Source organism: uncultured Luteimonas sp., from assembly GCF_947492465.1.
Lineage (GTDB): Bacteria > Pseudomonadota > Gammaproteobacteria > Xanthomonadales > Xanthomonadaceae > Luteimonas.
In genome coordinates this window covers 1,000,811-1,021,625 of the sequence record NZ_CANLNF010000001.1, presented here as the reverse complement: position 1 = coordinate 1,021,625, position 20,815 = coordinate 1,000,811, and the positions used below count along the sequence as shown (strand labels likewise).

The 20,815-nt window shown below is 63.1% G+C and carries 11 protein-coding genes and 1 pseudogene; 2 read left to right on the top strand and 10 right to left on the bottom strand.

Translation table 11 applies throughout. From position 1 onward, the window contains the following. Positions 1 to 9 precede the first annotated feature (9 nt). On the top strand, positions 10 to 1,683 hold the full coding sequence (locus tag Q0863_RS04495; RefSeq protein ID WP_298575491.1) for a long-chain fatty acid--CoA ligase: 1,674 nt from the start codon (positions 10 to 12) through the stop codon (positions 1,681 to 1,683). 153 nt (positions 1,684 to 1,836) lie between these two features. Here Q0863_RS04495 and Q0863_RS04490 read toward each other — a convergent pair whose 3' ends face one another. From Q0863_RS04490 to Q0863_RS04475, 4 genes are all read right to left on the bottom strand, one after another. After that, positions 1,837 to 2,898: an HD domain-containing phosphohydrolase gene (locus tag Q0863_RS04490; RefSeq protein WP_298575487.1), complete on the bottom strand. Its 1,062-nt coding sequence runs from the start codon at positions 2,896 to 2,898 to the stop codon at positions 1,837 to 1,839. Positions 2,899 to 3,071: 173 nt separating this feature from the next. Further along, positions 3,072 to 4,604 (bottom strand): lysine--tRNA ligase, encoded by a 1,533-nt coding sequence (gene lysS, locus Q0863_RS04485; RefSeq protein ID WP_298575485.1) that lies wholly within the window; start codon positions 4,602 to 4,604, stop codon positions 3,072 to 3,074. A gap of 73 nt (positions 4,605 to 4,677) precedes the next feature. Then, a protein-coding gene (prfB, locus tag Q0863_RS04480) for a peptide chain release factor 2 (protein ID WP_298575483.1) occupies positions 4,678 to 5,806 on the bottom strand; the annotation gives its coding sequence in 2 pieces (ribosomal slippage) (positions 4,678 to 5,730 and positions 5,732 to 5,806; 1,128 coding nt in all). Between the two features lie 85 nt (positions 5,807 to 5,891). Continuing rightward, the gene (locus Q0863_RS04475) at positions 5,892 to 6,767 is read right to left on the bottom strand and encodes a LytTR family DNA-binding domain-containing protein (RefSeq protein WP_298575481.1); all 876 of its coding nucleotides are present in this window, start codon (positions 6,765 to 6,767) and stop codon (positions 5,892 to 5,894) included. A gap of 146 nt (positions 6,768 to 6,913) precedes the next feature. Here Q0863_RS04475 and Q0863_RS04470 point away from each other — a divergent pair, with 146 nt between their 5' ends. Next, positions 6,914 to 8,137: an acyltransferase family protein gene (locus Q0863_RS04470; protein WP_298575479.1), complete on the top strand. Its 1,224-nt coding sequence runs from the start codon at positions 6,914 to 6,916 to the stop codon at positions 8,135 to 8,137. Positions 8,138 to 8,200: 63 nt separating this feature from the next. Here Q0863_RS04470 and Q0863_RS04465 read toward each other — a convergent pair. From Q0863_RS04465 to Q0863_RS04440, 6 genes and pseudogenes are all read right to left on the bottom strand, one after another. Then, positions 8,201 to 9,679: pseudogene (locus Q0863_RS04465) on the bottom strand (DHHA1 domain-containing protein); the annotation flags it as partial. 158 nt (positions 9,680 to 9,837) lie between these two features. After that, complete coding sequence (locus tag Q0863_RS04460) at positions 9,838 to 10,329, bottom strand: hypothetical protein (RefSeq protein WP_298575476.1); 492 nt, start codon at positions 10,327 to 10,329, stop codon at positions 9,838 to 9,840. A gap of 1 nt (position 10,330) precedes the next feature. Continuing rightward, positions 10,331 to 11,053 carry an enhanced serine sensitivity protein SseB C-terminal domain-containing protein gene (locus tag Q0863_RS04455; RefSeq protein WP_298575474.1) on the bottom strand — a complete coding sequence of 241 codons (723 nt, stop codon included), beginning with the start codon at positions 11,051 to 11,053 and terminating at the stop codon, positions 10,331 to 10,333. 173 nt (positions 11,054 to 11,226) lie between these two features. After that, positions 11,227 to 12,741: a hypothetical protein gene (locus Q0863_RS04450; RefSeq protein ID WP_298575471.1), complete on the bottom strand. Its 1,515-nt coding sequence runs from the start codon at positions 12,739 to 12,741 to the stop codon at positions 11,227 to 11,229. Further along, positions 12,738 to 17,693 (bottom strand): AAA domain-containing protein, encoded by a 4,956-nt coding sequence (locus tag Q0863_RS04445; RefSeq protein WP_298575469.1) that lies wholly within the window; start codon positions 17,691 to 17,693, stop codon positions 12,738 to 12,740. Before Q0863_RS04445 ends, Q0863_RS04450 begins: the two co-directional genes overlap by 4 nt. An 84-nt stretch (positions 17,694 to 17,777) precedes the next feature. Then, positions 17,778 to 20,798 (bottom strand): type I restriction endonuclease subunit R, encoded by a 3,021-nt coding sequence (locus Q0863_RS04440; RefSeq protein ID WP_298575466.1) that lies wholly within the window; start codon positions 20,796 to 20,798, stop codon positions 17,778 to 17,780. Positions 20,799 to 20,815: the final 17 nt, after the last annotated feature.

The window sequence follows — 20,815 nt, the reverse complement described above, 5'->3', positions numbered from 1 at the left end:
GGGGAATGCATGACGATCGAACGCCCGTGGCTTGCGCAGTATCCGGCCGGTGTTCCCGCTGAAATCGATGTCGACGAGTTCCAGTCGATCCCTGCGGTCCTGGAGCAGTCCATCCGGCAGTACGGCGACCGTCCCGCGTTCACCAACATGGGCAAGACTTTGACGTATGCCCAGATCGACGAGCTCAGCCGCCAGTTCGCAGGCTACCTGCTCGGCGAGCTGAAGCTCAAGAAGGGCGATCGCGTCGCGATCATGATGCCCAACTGCCTGCAGTACCCGATCGCGACCTTCGGCGTGCTGCGCGCCGGCCTCACCGTGGTCAACGTCAACCCGATGTATACCGCGCGCGAGCTCAAGCACCAGCTGGTGGATTCGGGCACGAGCGTGGTCCTGGTGCTCGACAACTTCGCCAGCACCGTACAGGAAGTGGTGCCGCACACCGACGTGCAGCACGTCATCACCACGGGCCTGGGCGACCTGCTCGGCTTCCCGAAGGGCGCCATCGTCAACTTCGTGCTGCGCAACGTGAAGAAGATGGTGCCCGAGTTCGACATCCCGGGCGCGGTGCGTTTCCGCGACGTGCTGCGGCTGGGGCGCAACCACGAGTTGCCCGCGATCACCATCACCCACGACGACATCGCCTTCCTGCAGTACACCGGCGGCACCACCGGCGTGGCCAAGGGCGCGATGCTCACCCACCGCAACCTGGTGGCGAACATGCAGCAGGCTTCGGCCTGGGTGGGCGGCGAGGTCACGCCCGGCAAGGAAGTGATCGTCACCGCGCTGCCGCTGTACCACATCTTCGCGTTGACGGCGAACGGCCTGGTCTTCATGAAGTTCGGGGCGAAGAACATCCTGATCACGAACCCGCGCGACATGCCCGGGTTCGTCAAGGAACTCAAGCGCGAGCCGTTCACCGCCATCACCGGCGTCAACACGCTTTTCAACGGACTGCTCAATACGCCCGGCTTCGACCAGATCGACTTCTCTGCGCTGCACACCACCCTGGGCGGCGGCATGGCCGTGCAGCGTTCGGTGGCCGAACGCTGGAAGAAGGTCACCGGCGTGACCCTGGTGGAGGCCTACGGCCTGACCGAGACCTCGCCCGCGGCCTGCATCAATCCGATGAACCTGGCCGAGTACAACGGCGCGATCGGCCTGCCGGTCCCGTCCACCGAATGCTGCGTGAAGGACGAGGACGGCAACATGCTGGCCGTCGGCGAGGTCGGCGAACTGTGCGTCCGCGGCCCGCAGGTGATGAAGGGCTACTGGAACCGTCCCGAGGACACCGCCGCGGCGATAGACGCCGATGGCTGGCTGCACACCGGCGACATGGCGAAGATGGACGAACAGGGCTTCTTCTACATCGTCGACCGCAAGAAGGACATGATCCTGGTCTCGGGTTTCAACGTGTATCCCAACGAGATCGAGGACGTCATCGCGATGATGCCCGGCGTGCTCGAAGTGGCCGCGGTCGGCGTGCCCGACGAGCGCTCCGGCGAGTCGGTCAAGGTGGTGATCGTGAAGAAGGATCCGGCCCTCACCGCCGAGCAGGTCAAGGCGCATGCGCGCCAGAACCTCACCGGCTACAAGCAGCCGCGAATCGTGGAGTTCCGCGACGAGTTGCCCAAGACCAACGTGGGCAAGATCCTGCGCCGCGCTTTGCGCGACGAGACCGCCTGACCGCAGGCACGTCCCGGGGCAGAATCTGCCCCTGGACGACAGGTTGTGCCGCGGACGGCAGCGGGTCGCGACGGGCAGGAAGCCGACCCTCGAGGCGGGCCGTGGCCAGACAGGCTCACACGGGCCGCGGACACGGACCTGGGCCGGCGCCTTTCAGCCCGCCGGCCGGACCACGGGGGGCTTTGCCTGGAACAGCTCGCAGATCGCCTCCAGCCGCTCGCGATCCTTGAGCAGGGCGGCGACACAGCCCGGGTCGAACAGCTTGCCGGCCTGGTCGCCGATGTAGCCCAGCGCCTCGTCGATGCTCCAGGCCCGCTTGTACGGCCGCTGCGACACCAGCGCGTCGAACACGTCCGCCACCGCGACGATGCGCGCCTCCAGCGGGATCTCGTCGCCGGCCAGGCCGTCGGGATAGCCGCTGCCGTCGAACCGCTCCTGGTGGCGCAGCGCGATGACCGCGCTCAGCTGGATGAAGCGGTTCTGGCTGCCGGACAGCAGGTCGTGGCCGATGCGCGGATGTTCGCGCATCAGCGCGCCTTCCGCCGCGTCGAGCGGGCCGGGCTTGAGCAGCACCGAATCGGGAATGGCGATCTTGCCGATGTCGTGCAGCGGCGCGGCCAGCTCGATCATCCGCACCTCGTCCTCGAACAGCCCGAGATGCTCGGCGATTAGCGCAGCCACCGCGGCCAGGCGCGCCAGGTTGGCGCTCGTGCCGGAATCCCGGTACTCGATCGCGCGCGCCAGCCGGTTGAGCGTCTCGCGTTCGCGCTCCTCGACTTCATGCATGCTCGACAGCAGCCGCTGCTCCAGCGACAGCGCGCGCTGCTTGATCGACTCGGACTGCTGGCGCAGCTGCAGCAGGTTGCGGCAGCGGGCGCGCAATTCGCGCGGGCGCACCGGCTTGACCAGGAAGTCGATGACGCCGGCGTCGAGCGCCGCCTGGCGGATGGGTTCGTCGCCAACCACGGTCACCAGCACGATCGGAACGTCGCGGTGCAGCAGCGGCTTGCGGAAGCGGCGCGCGAATTCCAGGCCGTCGATCACCGGCATGCGGTAGTCGAGCAGCAGCAGGTCCGGGCGGTTCTCCTCGCACCAGCGCAGCGCGGCCTGCGGGTCGCCGAAGTCGAGCACGTCGAGCTCGGGACTGATGTCCTCGAGGATGTGCCGCAGCATGGTGCGGGCGGAAGTCTGGTCGTCGACGATGACGATGTTCATGGGGACGTCTGGCTCCGTGGGCATGCGCTCCCGCCCTGCTGGACCGGACCGCTGCCCGATGGATGGATTGTTAGCAAGTCCCGTGCCCATGCCGGATCCTTCCGTCCTGTGACTCTGCGTCAGAGTATGTACGCAAACGCAGGGTAACGCAGGTCGGAGCGCCGCCCCCTGCGTCAAGCGCCCTGGCTGCCCGTCTGCGGCCGCATGTAGGGAAACAGCAGCACGTCGCGGATCGAGGACGAGCCGGTCAGCAGCATCACCAGCCGGTCGATGCCCACGCCCAGGCCGCCGGTCGGCGGCAGGCCCACTTCCAGCGCCCGGATGTAGTCGGCGTCGTAGTGCATGGCCTCGTCGTCGCCGCTGTCCTTCGCCTCGACCTGGGCGCGGAAGCGCGCGGCCTGGTCCTCAGGATCGTTCAGTTCGGAGAAGCCGTTGGCGATCTCCTTGCCGCCGATGAACAGCTCGAAGCGGTCGGTGATGCCCGGCTCGCTGTCGGACTCGCGCGCCAGGGGCGAGACCTCGACCGGGTAATGGGTGATGAAGGTCGGCTGCACCAGCCCCGGTTCGACCGTCTTCTCGAAGATCTCCAGCAGCAGCTTGCCCCAGCCGTAGCCAGGCTTGACCGGGATCTTCAGCGCCGCGCAGTGGCGGGCCAGCGCCTCGCGGTCGCGGCAGTCGGCTTGGCTAAGGCCTGGATTGAGTTCGCGTACCGCATCTTCCATCTTCCAGCGGCGGAATGCCGGCCCGAGGTCGATGGCGTGGCCGTCCCATTCGACCGCGGTCGTGCCCAGGGTCTCCTGCGCCACGTCGCGGATCAGGCCCTCGGTGAGGTCCATGATCTCGTCGTAGGCGACATAGGCCTCGTAAAGCTCGAGCATGGTGAACTCGGGATTGTGGCGGGTACTGACGCCCTCGTTGCGGAAGTTGCGGTTGATCTCGTACACGCGCTCGAAGCCGCCCACGACCAGGCGCTTGAGGTAGAGCTCCGGCGCGACGCGCAGGTAGAGGTCCAGGTCGAGGGCGTTGTGGTGCGTGCAGAACGGACGTGCTGTGGCGCCGCCGGCGATGTAATGCATCATCGGCGTCTCCACTTCGAGGAAGCGGCGCGCGTCGAGCCAGCGCCGGATCGCGGCGATGATCCGCGAACGCCTGACGAACACCTCGCGCGCTTCCGGCGTCACCACCAGGTCGACGTAGCGCTGGCGGTAGCGCTGCTCCACGTCGGCCAGGCCGTGCCACTTGTCCGGCAGCGGCCGCAGCGACTTGGTCAGCAGGCGCAGGGTCTCCGCCTTGACCGACAGCTCGCCGGTGCGGGTGCGCATCAGCGTGCCTTCGACCGCGACGATGTCGCCGACGTCCCAGCCCTTGAACGCGTCATAGGTGTCGCCCAGCGTGGCCGACTGCAGGAACAGCTGGATGCGGCCGCTGACATCCTGGATCTGGGCGAATGCGGCCTTGCCCATGACGCGCTTGGCCAGCATGCGGCCCGCCAGCGCCACCCGGCGCCCCTCCGCTTCCAGGGCTTCGCCGGTCCAGGTGTCCGCGTCGGCATAGGCCGCCTGCAGGTCCTGGGCGTCGTCGCGGCGCCGGAAATCGTTCGGGAACGCCACGCCCTGCCCGCGCAGCGTCGCCAGTTTCGCGCGGCGCTCGGCGATCAGTGCGTTTTCGTCGGCGGGCGTGGGCGGGGTCTGGGCGGGGTCGGTCATGTCGGTCTTGGTCGGAATGGAACGGTGATGCAGCGCAGGGCGCACGGCCGGCGCCAGCGGCGCCGGCGGGCGGTCAGACCGCGTCGGTGCGTTTGGAGCCGACTTCCAGGCCGGACTTCAGGCTGGCCTCCACGAACTCGTCGAGATCGCCGTCGAGCACCTTCTGGGTGTCGCTGCGCTCGATGCCGGTGCGCAGGTCCTTGATCCGGCTCTGGTCGAGCACGTAGTTGCGGATCTGGCTGCCCCAGCCGATGTCGGACTTGGTCGCCTCCACCGCGTCGCGCTCGGCGTTGCGCTTCTGGATCTCCAGCTCGTAGAGCTTGGCGGCCAGCATCTTCATCGCGTTGTCGCGGTTCTGGTGCTGGCTGCGACCGGTCTGGCAGGCCACGACAATTCCGGTCGGCACGTGGGTGATGCGCACGGCCGACTCGGTCTTGTTGACGTGCTGGCCGCCGGCGCCGGAGGAGCGGTAGACGTCGGTCTTGAGGTCGGCCGGGTTGATCTCGATGTCGATGTTGTCGTCGACTTCGGGCGACACGAACACCGAGGTGAAGCTGGTATGGCGGCGGTTGTCCGAGTCGAACGGCGACTTGCGCACCAGCCGGTGCACGCCGGTCTCGGTCTTGAGCCAGCCATAGGCGAAATCGCCCTCGACCCGCAGCGTGGCGGACTTGATCCCGGCCACGTCGCCGCCGCTGGCCTCCATCAGCTCGGTCTTCCAGCCGCGCGATTCGCACCAGCGCAGGTACATGCGCAGCAGCATCTCGGCCCAGTCCTGCGCCTCGGTGCCGCCGGCGCCGGCCTGGATGTCGACGAACGCGTTGGCGCTGTCCATCTTGCCGGAGAACATGCGCTGGAATTCCAGCTGCTCGACGCCCTTCTGGTAGCCATCGACGTCGGCCACCACGGCCAGGGCGGTGTCCTCGTCGTCCTCCGACTCGGCCAGCTCCAGCAGCTCGCCGGCCCCGGACAGGCCTTCGCTGAGGTTGCGGATGCCGTTGACCGTCTTGTCGAGCAGCGAGCGCTCGCGTCCCAGCGCCTGGGCGCGATCGGGATCGTTCCAGATGTCGGGATTCTCGAGCTCGCGCTCTACTTCCTCGAGCCGTTCGCGCCGGGCATCGTAGTCAAAGAAACCCCCTCAGCGCATCCAGCCGACCGGACAGGTCGGCGATGCGCTGGCGCACGGGATTGAGTTCGATCATGTGGGGAATACCGCAGGGTAAACAGTCCGCGATTCTAGCAATCCACCCGCCACGCTGCAGGCTGCACAGCCCCGGCGCGACGCCTTCAGGCCTCGGCGAATCGCCCGCGCAGCTCGCCGCGGTGGCGCCGGCTGGCCGGCAGGACGCTGCCGTCCTTCATGTGCGCCCGCGCGTCGCCCGTCTCAAGCGGTTCGATCGAGGCCAGCTGGTCGAGATTGACCGCGTAGCTGCGGTGGATGCGGACGAAGCGAACCGGATCGAGGCGGTCCATGATCCCGGCAAGGGTGCTGCGCAGCGGGTAGTCGTGCCCGCGTACCCGCAGGTTGACGTAGTTGCCCGAGGCCTGCAGCCATTCGATGTCGCCGGCTTCGACCAGGAACTCGCGCCCCAGCTTGCGCACCAGGAAGCGCTCCGGACGCTCGACCGGCTCGACCGCGGGCCCCTCGTCGGGAGGCCCGAGCAGGCTGGCCTCGCCCTGCAGCCGTCGCAGCACCAGGCGGTAGGCTTCCACCATGAGCACGATCCAGACGTAGCTGCGCACGTCCTTGAGGTATTCGTAGAGCAGCTCGCGCGGCCAGGGTCCGAAATCGTAGGCGGCGCCCTGCCAGCGGTAGGCGAGCGTGCGCAGCGCGACCATGCCCACCACGTGCGCCAGCGACACCGCTATGCTCGCGCCCAGGTGCAGCGGCAGGCGACGGTGCCAGTTCTGCCAGTGGGTCGGGAACCGTTCCACGAGCCGGGCGACAAGCGGGATCAGCAGGCACCACATCAGCGCACTGCTGACCTCCCACACCACCGGCTCCCAGGGCTGGGCCGGATTGCCGGCATCGCGTTCGAGCTCGATCCAGGTAGTGATGCTGTTGCCGGCCGCGTTGGCCGCCAGGACCGCGCCCACGAAGCCGACCTCGACCCAGCGTCGCCAGGGGGCGTAACGTTCGTAAGCGGTGGGCGGGCGCGTCATCGGGCTGGATTCTACCTCGCCGCATGCCGTGCCCCGTCCCCCGGTTCCGCGATCCGTCCCCGGGACCCGTCGATCCGTCCCTTCGCGCTTGCCGCACCCCCGCCAGCCGCCCAGCCTCGGCGCCTGTCCTCCCTCCGGTTGCATCCATGACACGCCGCCACGACCTCGACTGGGTCCGCGTCTTCGCCTTCGCCCTGCTCGTGCTCTACCACGTGGGCATGTATTACGTGACCTGGGAATGGCACATCGACAGCCCGCATGCGAGTACCGAGCTCGAACCCTTCATGATGCTGAGCTCGCCGTGGCGCCTGTCGCTGCTGTTCCTCGTCTCCGGCGCGGCCACCGCGTTCCTGCTCGACAAGGTCGGCTCCGTGGCGGCGGCGTCAGGCACCCGCCCCCGCTTCCTCGGTCCGCGCACGTGGCGGCTGCTGCTGCCGCTGGCCTTCGGCATGCTGGTGGTGGTGCCGCCGCAGTCCTACTACGAGGTGGTCGACAAACTGCCCGGCGGCTACCACGACGGCTACCTGGCGTTCTGGGCGCGGTACCTGGCCGCGGACGACAGCTTCTGCCGCGGCGACGACTGCCTCGACGTGCCGACATGGAACCACCTGTGGTTCGTGGCCTACCTGTGGGTCTACACCGTCGTGCTCTGGCTGCTGGTGCGCCTGGCGCCGCGCATGCTCGAGCGCGCGGGCGGGCGCCTGGGTGGACTGCTGGCGTCCGGGCCCGGCCTGCTGCTGTGGCCGGCGCTGCTGCTTGCCCTCGCCCGCCTGCTGCTGGTCGGCCGCTTCGAATCGACCCACGCCCTGGTCGACGACTGGTACAACCATGCGCAGTATTTCACGGTGTTCCTGCTCGGCTTCCTGGTCGCGCGCGAGGGGCGGGTATGGGATGCCTTCGCACGGATGCGCTGGCCGGCGCTGGCGGCGTGGCTGCTGGGCTGGCTGGCGATCGCGGCGTACTTCGAAGTGTTCCGCGAACTGGAGCCGCCGCAGGCGCTGCGCCTGTCGATGCGCGTGGTCTGGGCACTGGACCAGTGGTGCGCGATCGTCGCCGTCCTCGGCTTCGCCCGCCACCTCTCCCCCGGCGACAGCCCCGCGCTGCGCTACCTGTCGCGGGCGATCTTCCCGGTCTACATCCTGCACCAAACGATCATCGTGGTGCTCGCCTGGCAGTTGCGGCCCTATCGGCTGCCGCCGCTGCTGGAGGGACCGCTGCTGGTGGCGCTGACGTTCGGACTGGCGTTCGCCGGGTACGAGCTGATCCGGCGCGCGGCGCTGCTGCGCCCGCTGTTCGGGCTGAAGTACCGGGACGGAACCAGCCCGGCAAAGCTCGCTGTTCCGGGCGCGGCTGCGGCAAAGGACGCCTGACGTTTTGCCCCGCCCTGGCCGGCCGCCGTGCCCCGTGTCGGCGCGGCCGCGTCCGCAAACGGGTCATGCCGGTTCGCGGTGCTCGACGATGAGCTGGATGGCATCTCCGCCGCGCCAGTCGTCAGGAGCCAGGCGATAGGCGAGCCGGGTGCGCGGCACCGGGGCCTCGCCCGACCAGCCGCCGAAATGGATCGCCGCCAGCGGCGCGCGCACGCCCTCGGCGCGCAGCCGCAGCTTGAGATGGCGTTCGCCGACGGTCTTCCAGTCCAGCACTTCGAACACGCCATCGAACAGTGGCTCGGCGAAGCCCTGGCCCCAGGGGCCGCCGTCGCGGAGCGCCTCGGCGTGGAAGCGGTCGAACTCGCCGGGCAGCAGTTCGCCATCGCTGACCAGCTCGGCCTGCAGCAGGGCCGGATCGAGCATGCCGCGCACGGCCTGCGCGAACGCGGCTTCGAAGGCGGCGAAGGACTCGCGTCGCAGGCTCATCCCGGCGGCCATGGCGTGGCCGCCGAAACGTTCGATCAGGCCCGGATGCGCACTGTCCACCGCCGCCAGCACGTCGCGGATGTGCAGGCCGGGGATCGAGCGCGCCGAGCCGCGCAGTTGCCCGCTGCCGGGCTCGGCGGGCGCGAAGGCGATCACCGGGCGGTGCAGGCGCTCCTTCATCTTCGATGCCACCAGGCCGACCACGCCGGCGTGCCAGTCCGGATCGAACAGGCACACGGCCAGGGCGGATCCGCCATCGGTCGGCGCGAGCTTCGCCAGCGCCGCTTCCGCGTCGTCGACCATCAGCTGCTGCACGCCACGGCGTTCGGCATTGATCTGGTGCAGGCGTTCGGCCAGCTCGCGCGCCTGGCGCGGATCGTCGCTGAGCAGGCATTCGATGCCCAGCGACATGTCCTCGAGCCGGCCGGCGGCGTTGAGCCGCGGCGCGACCGCGAAACCGATGTCGGCCGCGGTCAGCGTTTCCGCACGGCGACCGGACACCTCGATCAGCGCCTGCAGCCCGGCGCAGCCTCGCCCGGCGCGCAACCGGCGCAGGCCGGCGGCGGCCAGCGCGCGGTTGCTGGCATCCAGCGGCACCAGGTCGGCCACGGTGCCGACCGCGACCAGGTCGAGCAGCACCGACAGGTCGGGCACCTCGCGTCCGGCGAACGCGCCGTCGTCGCGCAGGCGTCCGCGCAGCGCCAGCAGCACGTAGAAGATCACCCCGACCCCGGCCAGGGCCTTGCAGGCGAACGCGTCGCCGCGCAGGTTGGGATTGACGATGGCGTCGGCCGGCGGCAGCGTCTCGCCGGGCAGGTGGTGGTCGGTCACCAGCACCTGCCAGCCGCGCGCCTTCGCCGCCGCGACGCCCGCGTGGCAGGCGACGCCGTGGTCGACGGTCACCAGCAGCCCGGGGCGCAGCGCGGCCAGTTCATCGACCAGTCCGACCGACAGGCCGTAGCCGTGCAGCATCCGGTTGGGCACCGCGTGGACCACGTCGCGCGCGCCCAGCATGCGCAGGCCACGCACGCCGACCGCACAGGCGGTGGCGCCATCGGCGTCAATACGAACACGATTTGTTCGTGTGTATGTAGATTGGGGCTGGGGACAGGGGTTTGGCATAGGTACCACCCTACCCTGTGTTCATGAACACCTTGAAGTGGACACAGTTCGAGCCCAGTTTGAGGGGCCGGGGGGCACCAGCCCGTGAGGCCTTACACCCTCCACGGAGGAGGGGTGATATCTGACGCCGCGTGGTACAGGGGGTGACGATAGCTGCCAAATAGCCGCCGCAGCCTGTGCCAGTCCCGGCCAAGGAAAAGCCAGCGAAAGTCTTCGTCGAACTGGAACCGTGAGCGGAACGGATAGGTTGGCCCATCGTTGCCTGGGCCTTCCAGTAGATCGAAGCCTTCCAGCGCCAATACGCGGACCGGCGGGGCCTGCTTCTGGTCCCTCCTGCCTTCGAATCCGCAGAGCCGCTGGGTTACCCCATCGAGAAGCTCCGCAGGTGCTGGCCGCAGCTCAATCACTTCAGTGGCCGCTCCCTTGGCCACTGCGGCCTGAGCGATCGCGGCCATTACTGCCTGGGCATGGAGATCATCCGGGCAGGCCAGAAAGCATGGCATGCGAAAACTCGGAAACATGTGGTGCACGAATTCGGAGGCGACCTGATCGACGGTTCGGGCGACTTCGAATGACAACTTCATCTCATTGCACCCGCTTCGGGGCTTGAACGAGCCGTCTACCCAAAGTGAGTATGTAGAATGGTTCGATATCTATCTCCTTGAGCCAGTCCGGCAGTTCGCCGGGCTCAAAGGCCGTCAGATCAACAGTGGTCTGCAGCCTTTGACAGTGAGCCTGTAGCTCAGTGGTGGTCGCTCGGGCGACCCGCTCGGCGTCCTTCGACGAGACGGAAACTGCTATCAAGAGGCCACGCTGCGGATTTTCTGGTGTACCAATCTCAGCCAGATAGGCCGCCTCAACACAACTCAAGCTCGCGTAGAGTGCCACCAACCGATCGATCAACCACGTCGGTCTTTCGCTTGCCAGCCTCGTTACCAGTTGCTGTCCGTCAGTATCAACACGTTCGACGATTGCCACCTTATCGTGATCGATCAAGGCGGCAATCTCTTCGGGGTACAGGACGCAGCTGATCGTATTTGGATTGAGCATGAGTGTTGCGCCTCGCGTCAACTCAAACAGTTGGTGCCCCATCAGAACAACCACGGTAGCCGCGGATTTGGCTGCGGCTTTTGCCTGAACTTCGTCACTGAAGAACGGCAGCACGGTAAGGCCTTCTGGCGTCGTGAACTGGATGAACCGTACGCGACCGCTCGGGTTTTGGCGCGGTACGTGGGCATAGACCGTCGCATCCAGCAGGGCTCGAAAGAATGCAGGCTCGGCTGCTTTGTCAGCCAGAGCCGACTGCATCAAGCGGGCAAGCTCATCCGCAGAAATCACATTGCCAACCGTCTAGCCTAAGTATCTCTTAGTATAGATCAGGACGCGTGTCATTGAAGCAATATCGTCTGGCTTTAACCCGTTCAGCGAAACGCCGACCTTCCGCGGAAACATTCCGGCGAACAAACAGATCACACGCGGTATCAGTTTGGTTCATGCGCTGGAGAAGCCTCAGGAAGTACCGGCCAGTCCAATACCCGCCTCAAATCAAAATGGGTGTTGGCCCCTTGAATCATGAGGTGCGAAGGCAACTGCGCCTCAAGATAGTGATGCGCTCGGCGGACCACCTTGTTGTCGAAACTCATAATCCCAAGAGGCACTGGGAAGCCTCTGCCATCGCCCAGCACCACATGCACGGACACTGCAACGACCCGCTGCGGAATCAACATGATCTCCAACGAAGCTGGCAAAGCACCATTGTCCGGGCGACTCAGGACCTTATCGAACGCTTTGCCTAGATATCGTGGTGGTTTACCGCAGGTAACCGCATACGCTTCACGCAACTTAGGCGGTGTCCCCTCCAGTTGAGATACTGCTTCCCCTCTGATCCCTACGAGGAGTGTTTCAAGAGCTCTCGATGCTCCCCAGGCAGCCTGCGTCGGAATTGACCAGACCAAACTGGCATCACTTCCGGTGCTGCGCGGCCCGGCGAGGCTAAGCGCGGCACTTAGCCGCTTCCGATTATCCGGGAGATACAGTGGGCCGATGATGCCCACGGTTTGTCGATCGGATCGAAACTCGCCAGCTCGTGAAGCCACCTCTTTGAGGTAGCGCTGACCACTGAGGCCGTTTCGCGTGGTGAACTCCTTGAGAAACTCGCTCGCAATATCCAACAGAACTTGCTGTCCGATCGCATCCTCAGATCTGTTTACAACTTTCAAATTGTCCAGGAAGGCAGCAACTCCATGAACGACCGCATCTCGCTTCGCTACTTCGTCAGCAGGACGCCAAGCATCAAAGGTCGGCTGAGGGTCGGATGGCCTCCGAGTACTCGATACCGCCACGACTGGCACGACCGCAGAAAAGCGATCGCCTGGAACTACGTCGTCAACCGAGTACAGCGATCGCTTGGCTGTCTCTGTGACATCCCTGTCTCGTTTTGATGCGATCTCTCCGTAATAACGGCGAAACGACTCCGGAACTTGACGAGACGCATTCGCTGCGAGCTCAGCATCCCTCACAGGAAGTTCGGGGAGTGAGCCTTCAAATCCGCCTAGGAACGCCCATTCAACCGGAGATAGAGATAGAAGATCAAACCCGACTCGCTCCGACCTCTTCTCTACCTCAAATATCTGGGGGCGATCACCACCCTTGAAGAGCTCATGGCCAGCGTCTGTCAACCATAGCCGTCCACCTTCCCTGAAGATGTATGCTGGAGACTCAGCTTCATTGACCACGAAAGCCATTTCGTTCTCATTGAAACCGAAGAACGAAGCCGCATCGCGCTCAGGTATTCCATCGACAGCGAAAAGCAATCTGAGCAGGAACTCCGTCGTAAGCGACACTTCACCCAGAACGGCGACCTTGTGCTTTACATTGAACCGCCTGCTGGGAAGCAACAAGTCGAACATGCCGACCTGAACAGGAACATCCTCGTCCTCGCGCTCAGGGGATGAAGAGCCACCGCCGAGCTTCAGAATCTTTCTGCCTAGACTCATGTCGGCTCCTTCGCTTTCTTGGTTGTCGCCTTGACGCCTCCAGGCTTCTTTGCTTGCGCCGAACTCTCGATCAGCGCGGATGCGTCGATGACAGCCGCTTCACCGCATTCAACCTCAGCGGCAAACGCCTCTACGACCATACCCATGGGTGAGCCGGTCCTCCATCTGGATTTGGCGCCGACAATCACCAATCTATCCATGGCGCGGCTGAGTGCAACATTGATGCGGTTCTTCCGCCCCATAAAGCCAGGCGCAATGGTCTTTACCCCTCCGTCCATCGGCCCATCGGAGTTATTCCGCACCAACGACAGGACAACGATCAAGTTCTCTTTGCCCTGGTAGCTGTCGATGGTATCCACCTTAATTGACCGGCGAAGCGCGTCCGGCAAGTTCTCCGCTTGCAGCCGCTTCCAAACATGATCGCGCTGGTCCGCATAGGCGCAAATGATTCCAATTGGATGGCTCCCATCGGACCGGGTTCTTAGCCATTCAATCAGTGGCTCATGCTGGGACCAGTTTCGCAACAGTGCGACAATCGCATCTGCCTCGACTGGATTGGAAAGACTCTGCCCCCTCGATTGGTTCCTCTTCTGGTGGGCACTTGATCCTGCGGAATCCGTGTTAATCCATGTTAGTGGCCTTGCCAGCTCCAGAGGAAAAATCGCCTCAGATTCAAAAGGCTTGGTCCGACCATGGGCCAGCCCCCGGTCATAGAAGGCACTGGATACAATTCTCCCGATTGGTGGGAGCATTCTGTACTGCGTCTTTAGCGTAGCTCCAGCCGACCTTCCATAGTCAGAGGCAAAGACACGCTCGAAATCGCTGCATTGAATCTCATGCAGTGGCGCACCAAGTTCATCAGCTAACGTCTCGACGACGCCCTCTGGGTGAAGTGGCTCGAGCTGGGCGTGATCGCCTACCAAAACAACCCACTTGCCCGCCTGGATAGGAACCGCAAGTTCGCTTGGGGTACATCTAGCTGCCTCATCAACCACAACGAGGTCAAACGTCGTCTTGGTCAATCCAAGAGTGGCGCGCCCCAAGCCCACGCAAGTACCAGCAACAACTTGCCGTGTTCCGGCCAAGAATGTCTCGAAGCTGCGCTGCCTCGTAGAAACCGAACCAATGATGTCTCTGCCAAGGCCAACTACCATTCGCAGTTGATCGACCTTCTTGCTACTCCCCCCTGAGATGGAACCAAAGTAACGGTCATCTACTACGCCTTCAATGTCCTCAAGGTCGTCTTCCTTAAGAACGACATCAATACCACGGGCACGGAACAACTCTTCGACTGTCCGAAGCAAGGCATTGATCTTCGCCGCGCCTTCATCATTGCGGACAAACTCAGCGACCCTGGCAATAATGGGGCGGACTACGTCCTCGTAATAGACCACCGCTCCGCAAAGGTCTGCCTCGACCCCCAGCGCGTTGGCAGCTATGGCGTATCTCGACCCCGCTGTGGCTAGAAAGCGATCCTTGTATGCGCGCTCCGCTCGCGCAACATGGTGGGGCCGCAAAGCTTCTGACACAGCCCCCTCATTGCCAACACGAATCAATGTCAGCGAGTCTCGATCAGCACCAAACAATCCCAATGCCGCTTCGGCAGCATTATTGACAGCCTCGTGGGACTGACTAGCCAGCAGTACATTTCTTGCAAGGCCGCTTGTTAGTGCGTAGTGAACAAGAGCGCCAATGAATCGCGTCTTCCCGGTTCCTGGTGGGCCCTGCAGCAAGGCAACTGGCCTACACTCGACCACGCTTCTGAAGGCTGAAGTCTGATCATCATTCAAGCCATATCGCGTCGCGATTGCGTCGAGGTCGAGGTCGCGATTGATGCGCCTAGGCGTCATCCGAGACGAAGGGCTGAATGCATCAATCAAGTTTGAAACTGCTGCTGCGCCGCGAAGAATTCTTTGCGTTGCATCCTCACGCCGTTCGCGGCTTGTGTTCTCAAACTTACTTTGAAACCTAAGCCGACTGCCATCCGCAATCAGCGCTCCGCGACTTGAATCAAGCCAACTTGAGATGGCAAGAAAATCGGTCGTCGAGGCCTGCAGGTCCAATGTCCCAATTCTTGTCCACCGCTCGCCAGCCCCCTCGCGCTCGACAAATACTGTGTCGTTGTTGTCAAAATCAATTCCACCGACGACCAGCTGAATTGGAACGACATGCCTTTTGGTGGCAGCTCGGTAGGTACTGTCACCAAGTGCAGTAGCTTCTGTTTTCAACTCTGACTCGATCTCGACAGATCTCCTCCAGAGATTGGATACGTCGACCGTTGGCGCGGCGCGCTCTTCACGCGAAATCAAATCACTGATTCGATCCTGCTCACTCTCGATCGACGCCGTGGCTTCGCCAGACTCCTCACCCACTTCAGTCCTGGAGGAATACCCGGTGTGCGACGGGTCGCTTGAGGAGGCGGTGGGCAGACTTCTGAGCAGGTCCGTTATGGCGCTCATGCCGTGGACAACTCCCTCCACAACGATAGCGCCAGGAAAGGAAGCAAACTCGAAGCGCTTTGCTCTTTGTATCTCGCCCTGCGTCAGTTCCCGGCGTCGGGACCTCTGTACACTCCCGTCAGCTCCGAGTTCAACGCTGAGCTGCTCCGTCATTCCTCTGATGAAATAGGTTGAGTCGCGCTTGGAGACCCAATACATACCCTCGTCCGGAAGCATCGGGCCGACCGCGGAACCGATGATGGAGATCCTGTAGATGGCATCAGATTCAGATTCCTCCTGAGGCTGAGAAGCGCGTTCCAACGCCTCGCGAAGCGGCAGCAAGGTGCCGTTTGGCGGTGAGCTGTGACGGCATTCGTCGATCGCCTTGGCAATCAGTGCTGCTCTAGGAAACTCTGCCCCGTAAGGAGCCAGAACTTCTTCCGCAATCTTCGTAACGGCAAAACGATCGCGCTCAAAAGCCCCTCCTGCCAGAGGCGCGTAGGCACGGGAAAGTCGTTCACCGTCACCAGCTGGCGAGAAGTCCAGCACGTCGATGAAGCTTGGTTGCGGCACCGACCCTTCTCGACGGGTGATTACGATGTTGTCCGGCTTTAGATCTCCATGTGCGACAGATCGTTCGTGAAGAGTCCTCACCAAATCCAACAACTGCACCAAGAACTCAATAGCCTCCTCGGCACGAACGAACGCAGCGGATGAGGTCGCAAGATTCCACTTTGAAAGAGCTTCACCTTCAACATACTCACTAACGAGAACGATCGCATCCTCAGTCCAATGGACACTCTCAATTCTTGGCACGCCGTTGATCGGAGCTTCCGACAGCTCTTGAGCACGTTCCAGGAACGCCAGGATACGCGGCCCCTCTTTTGCAACATCTCCGATGGCCGTTGAAGCCCACAACTTCACCAATCGCTTCGCGCCCCCAACTTCTGAGCGCCACACGATCACTCGGCCGTCGTCTTGGAGAAGTTCAGTCTCTGGGTAGGCCCGAAACACTTCTCGTTGGGACTTAAGAGTGCGGAACCGGTCAAGGCCTTCGCGCGTTCTCTTTCCGTCCGGCACCAATTCGACCGCTGCATTGAACGCTGCCAGCATGGCCGTGGCGTTCGCGAATCGTCGTGCCTGATCGAGATCCAAGCACCGCTCAAACCAGGGGTGCAGCTTTGAGTACGAACCATCAGGATCGACGGCGGGGATCCACTCCGGGGGCTCGCCCGTGGGCGACACACCGAACAAGATCCGATGGACAATGCAACCCAGCAGAAAAACATCCTTGCGCAATGGCTCCGCACGCAATCCAAGAATGTCTTCCGGAGCTGCAGATGTAGAAAGGAACTGGAATCGTGATTCCCCCAAAGTTTCGACAGAAGGCACTGAAGCGGCCATCAAATGCGACAGCTTTACCGTCGTCGGGAGTTCCATCCAGACGCTGTGCGTCCCGATATCCAAGTGAGCGGCTTGCAGATCATGGATTGCCGTCATCTGCGAAAGAACTTGGCGAGCGAGCTCAATGCGTTCCCGGGGCGTAAGGCTGGGCAGTTCCGTGACGCTAAACTCTTCCAGCCGGCGCATTCGACGCCGACGTTCGAAAACCTCCCAATGATTGACACCCCGATCCGGGTCTTCGTCCCTGGGTTTAAAAACTGCCTCACCACAGCGAGGATTTCGATCATCAAGCCAGGCTATTACCGCGCGCTCTCGCCCCGCAATCGACGCCCTGCCCTCCTCCGTTTGAAACTTCGTTTCGGCTGCACTGAAGTCCCAGCGCCGAAGTAGGCCTGTGGAGCTGGAGATTCCCTCTTCCTCAACGTCGAACTCGGCAAAGATTCCATCCTTATGGCGAAAGCTTGGGCTCTCACCACCCGCACTGGCCTTGTAACTACCATAGCGACGGGTGCCAGCCTTGAAAATCCCGCTCGACGTATTGAAGAATCGACGAAAACGAGAGATCCACTCTTGGCTTGTATAGTCCGTGTGCTTCGATGGAGAAACGCTAAGCTGCGCTTCACGTTCCGCGCGATTCCTCAGCATGCGCATGAATGGATCGATGCTGAAGACCCTCGCTGCCTCCGATGGCGCTATTCCAGTTCGATCCGTTACTCGGGTCAGGACAACGACTCCCTCAATCCAAGGTGCGGATAGTCTGTGAGTCAGCCCCGATTCCTTTTTTTCCTGCTCACTAAGGAACTTCTTCAGGAGCGGGGCTAGCTCCCTTACGTTCTCGGCAATTTTTCCAACCGGGGAACGCCCGCAATCTCGGTTCCTATTGAACCAGTGGCCATCCTGTGACTTAACCGGGCCGACCCAATCTTTCAGATCGACGAGCAGCAAACGATCCTCAATGACGAGGATGAGATCAATTTCGCGCGCGCCCTTGCCTGGAAGTGCAAGATCGAGATTCGTGAACGCATGCCAGTGTTCCGGCAGATCCTTGAGCTTCTCTATTCCAGGAATCTCGCGTTGGTGAATTCCCTTTCCGCCGTTAGTGATCTTCATGCCTACAACCGCCCCTTAGATCCAGCCGATTCCGCCAATTCACCGCACAGTGTCGAATCCTGCTCACGTGTAGCGAGTCAAAATCTAGCGTCCTGATGCGGACACGTGTCCTGGCGCTGATCCTTTGCGATAGGTCATGCCAAATACGGAATCCGCAAGCCACTTCCTGAAGCTATCGTTGTCGCTGTACTGCCGGAACAATTCCGTGTCGTCCTTCATCAGTTCGATCAGCACACGGCCTAACGCCTTGTCATGTTCGATACGTGCATTGGCCGCCCCAGAGTTAGCCTGCGCGTTCTGATACGCGGTGTCCGCGGCAACTCGCTGCGGAATGTCCTCGGTAATAAGCTTGCGGACCCGGTCCTCGTCTTGCCAGGAGATGTTGCCGAACTGGTCATTGAAGGTCTTGAGGATGTTGGACAATGACTCGAGGTCAGGCTCGCGCTTGCCGCCGCCGCCGCCATCCGGCACAGGGTCAAGTGAGCCGTCTGCATCGGCAAGCGCAATCTTCATTGCCGCCTGCTTTTCGACGCGATAGCTGTCCATGTCGATGGTTTCCAGGATTCCGCGGGACAGGTCTTCCTCCTTCGGCGCTGGGAGTTTGGAGACGAGCAGGTTGAGCACGATGGATAGCCGCTCCCAGTCCGCTTGCGTGTACGGCAGGATGGCGGAGAGGAAGGCATACGTCCGGACGAACGCCTTGGCCTTGCCCTTGAAATCGACTTGGGCGTCTTCGTCCAGTTCGTTGTAGGTGGCGACGCAGGCGTCGAGGATCGGATCCAGCTTGTCGCGCTGCGCGCCGGCCAGGAACAGGTCCACCAGGCGTTCAACCTGCTCAGGTGAATAGACCTGGTAACCGTCGAGTACGGACTTCAGGTCATGCAGCTTGTTGGGATCTGTCTCCTCAGACAGTAGCGTGGTGCGGTAGTAGGGCTCGAATGAGGCCTTGATGGTGTCGGCGTCGTTCATGAAGTCGAGGACGAATACCTCGCTCTTCTTCGGGTGCGCCCGGTTGAGCCGCGACAGCGTCTGCACGGCCTTGATTCCGGATAGGCCCTTGTCCACGTACATCGTGTGCAGGAGCGGTTCGTCGTAACCGGTCAGGAACTTGTCGGCGACCACCAGCAGGCGGTACGGGTCTTCCGCAATCCGGTCCGCGATCAGGCTGGAGGCAAATCCATTGAGGGAAGCCTCGGTGACCTTCTTCCCGCCGTATTCGTGCTCGCCGGAGAATGCGACGATGGCGCGGATCGGGCTCTTGCGTTCAATCAGGTACTCGCTGATGGCGTGGTAGTACTGGATCGCCCGCTCGATGCCACTGGTGACCACCATCGCCCGCGCCTGCCCGCCGATCTTTTGGCGCGCCAGTACGTCCTGATGGAAGTGGTCGATCATGATCTCCGCCTTGAGACGGATGGCATGGTCGTGGCTCTCGACGTAGCGGCGAAGCTTCTTCTTCGCCCGCGTGGCGTCGAACTTCGGGTCGTCCTCGATCTTCTTGATCAGCTTGTAGTAGCTGTTGACCTGGGTGTAATTCTTGAGCACATCAAGGATGAAACGCTCCTCAGTGGCCTGCTTCATGGTGTAGCTGTGGAAAGGCCGGTGCTTCACGGCCCCATCCGTCTGCGGCATGGGCACGCCGAACAGCTCCAGGGTCCTGTTCTTGGGCGTGGCGGTGAAGGCGAAGTAGCTGGCGTTGGGCAGCAGCTTGCGCGCCTCCATCAACGTGTTGATGCGGTCCTCGGTGGACTCGTCCTCATCCTCGTCGTTGCCGGCCAGGGCCCGGTTCATCGCCAGGGCGGTGCGGCCACCCTGCCCCGAGTGCGCCTCGTCGATCAGGATGGCGAAGCGGCGCCCTGCGTGCTCGCTCCCGATCTCGTCCAGCACGTGCGGAAACTTCTGCACGGTGGTGATGATGATCTTCTTGCCGGCGGCGATGAACTGGCGCAGGTCGCCGGAATGCTCGGCATGCCCGACGGTCGCCTTCACCTGGGCGAACTGCTTGATGGTGTCGCGGATCTGCTTGTCCAGGATGCGGCGGTCGGTCACCACGATCACCGAGTCGAACACTGGCTGATCCTTGGCCTCCTGTTGCAACCCAACTAGCTGGTGGGCCAGCCAGGCTATGGAGTTGGACTTGCCGCTGCCGGCCGAATGCTGGATCAGGTAGCGCTGCCCTGCCCCTCGCGCCTGTGCATCGGCCAGCAAGGCCATGACGACATCACGCTGGTGGTAGCGCGGAAAGATCTGGGTGCGCTTGATCCGTCCCGTCTTCTCGTCCTTCTCTTCGACGATCTGCGCATAGTTCTCGACGATGCCCGTCAACCCGCCGCGGGTGAGCACCTGCTTCCACAGATAGTCGGTCTTGAGGCCGTGATCGTTGGGTGGGTTGCCGGCACCGTCGTTCCAGCCCTTGTTGAAAGGCAGGAACCACGACGCCTTGCCTTTGAGCTCGGTACAGAACTGCACCTGCGCATCATCCACCGCGAAGTGCACCAGGCAGCGGCCGAACTGGAACAGCAGCTCGCGCGGATCGCGATCGTTCTTGTACTGCTCCACCGCGTCGGCCACGGTCTGCTTGGTCAGGCTGTTCTTAAGCTCGAAGGTGGCCACCGGCAAGCCGTTGATGAACAGCGCCATGTCCAACGCCAGCTGCGTGGCCTCGCGGCTGTACCGCACCTGCCGGGTGACGCTGAATCGATTGAGCACAAACTGCTCTTCGGCCTTGCGGTTGCCGGGCGTCGGCGAGGCGTGAAAGAGCGTGAGGTGGTGGGCGCCGTGCTGCAGCCCCTTGCGAAGCACATCGACCACGCCGCGCTTGGTGATCTCGCCTTGCAGACGCGCCAAGAACTTGCGCCGAGCCGGACCGTCTTCGGTCAGCTGCACCGCCTCGGCGACGGCCGGTTGCGATGCCGTGAGGAATTCCGTGAGTTGCTTTAGGTCGACCGCGTACTCGCGCTCGTAGTCGCGCCAGTCGCCCAGGATCCAGCCGCCGCTGCCGTACAGGCCCTGCACCGAGGCGACGCCCTTGGCCCGCTCCGTCGTGGCGGTCATCGCCCCGACGATCAGGTCTTCCAGTCCACGCTCGGTGGTATCCGTTGCCATCAATCCCCCTATCTCGC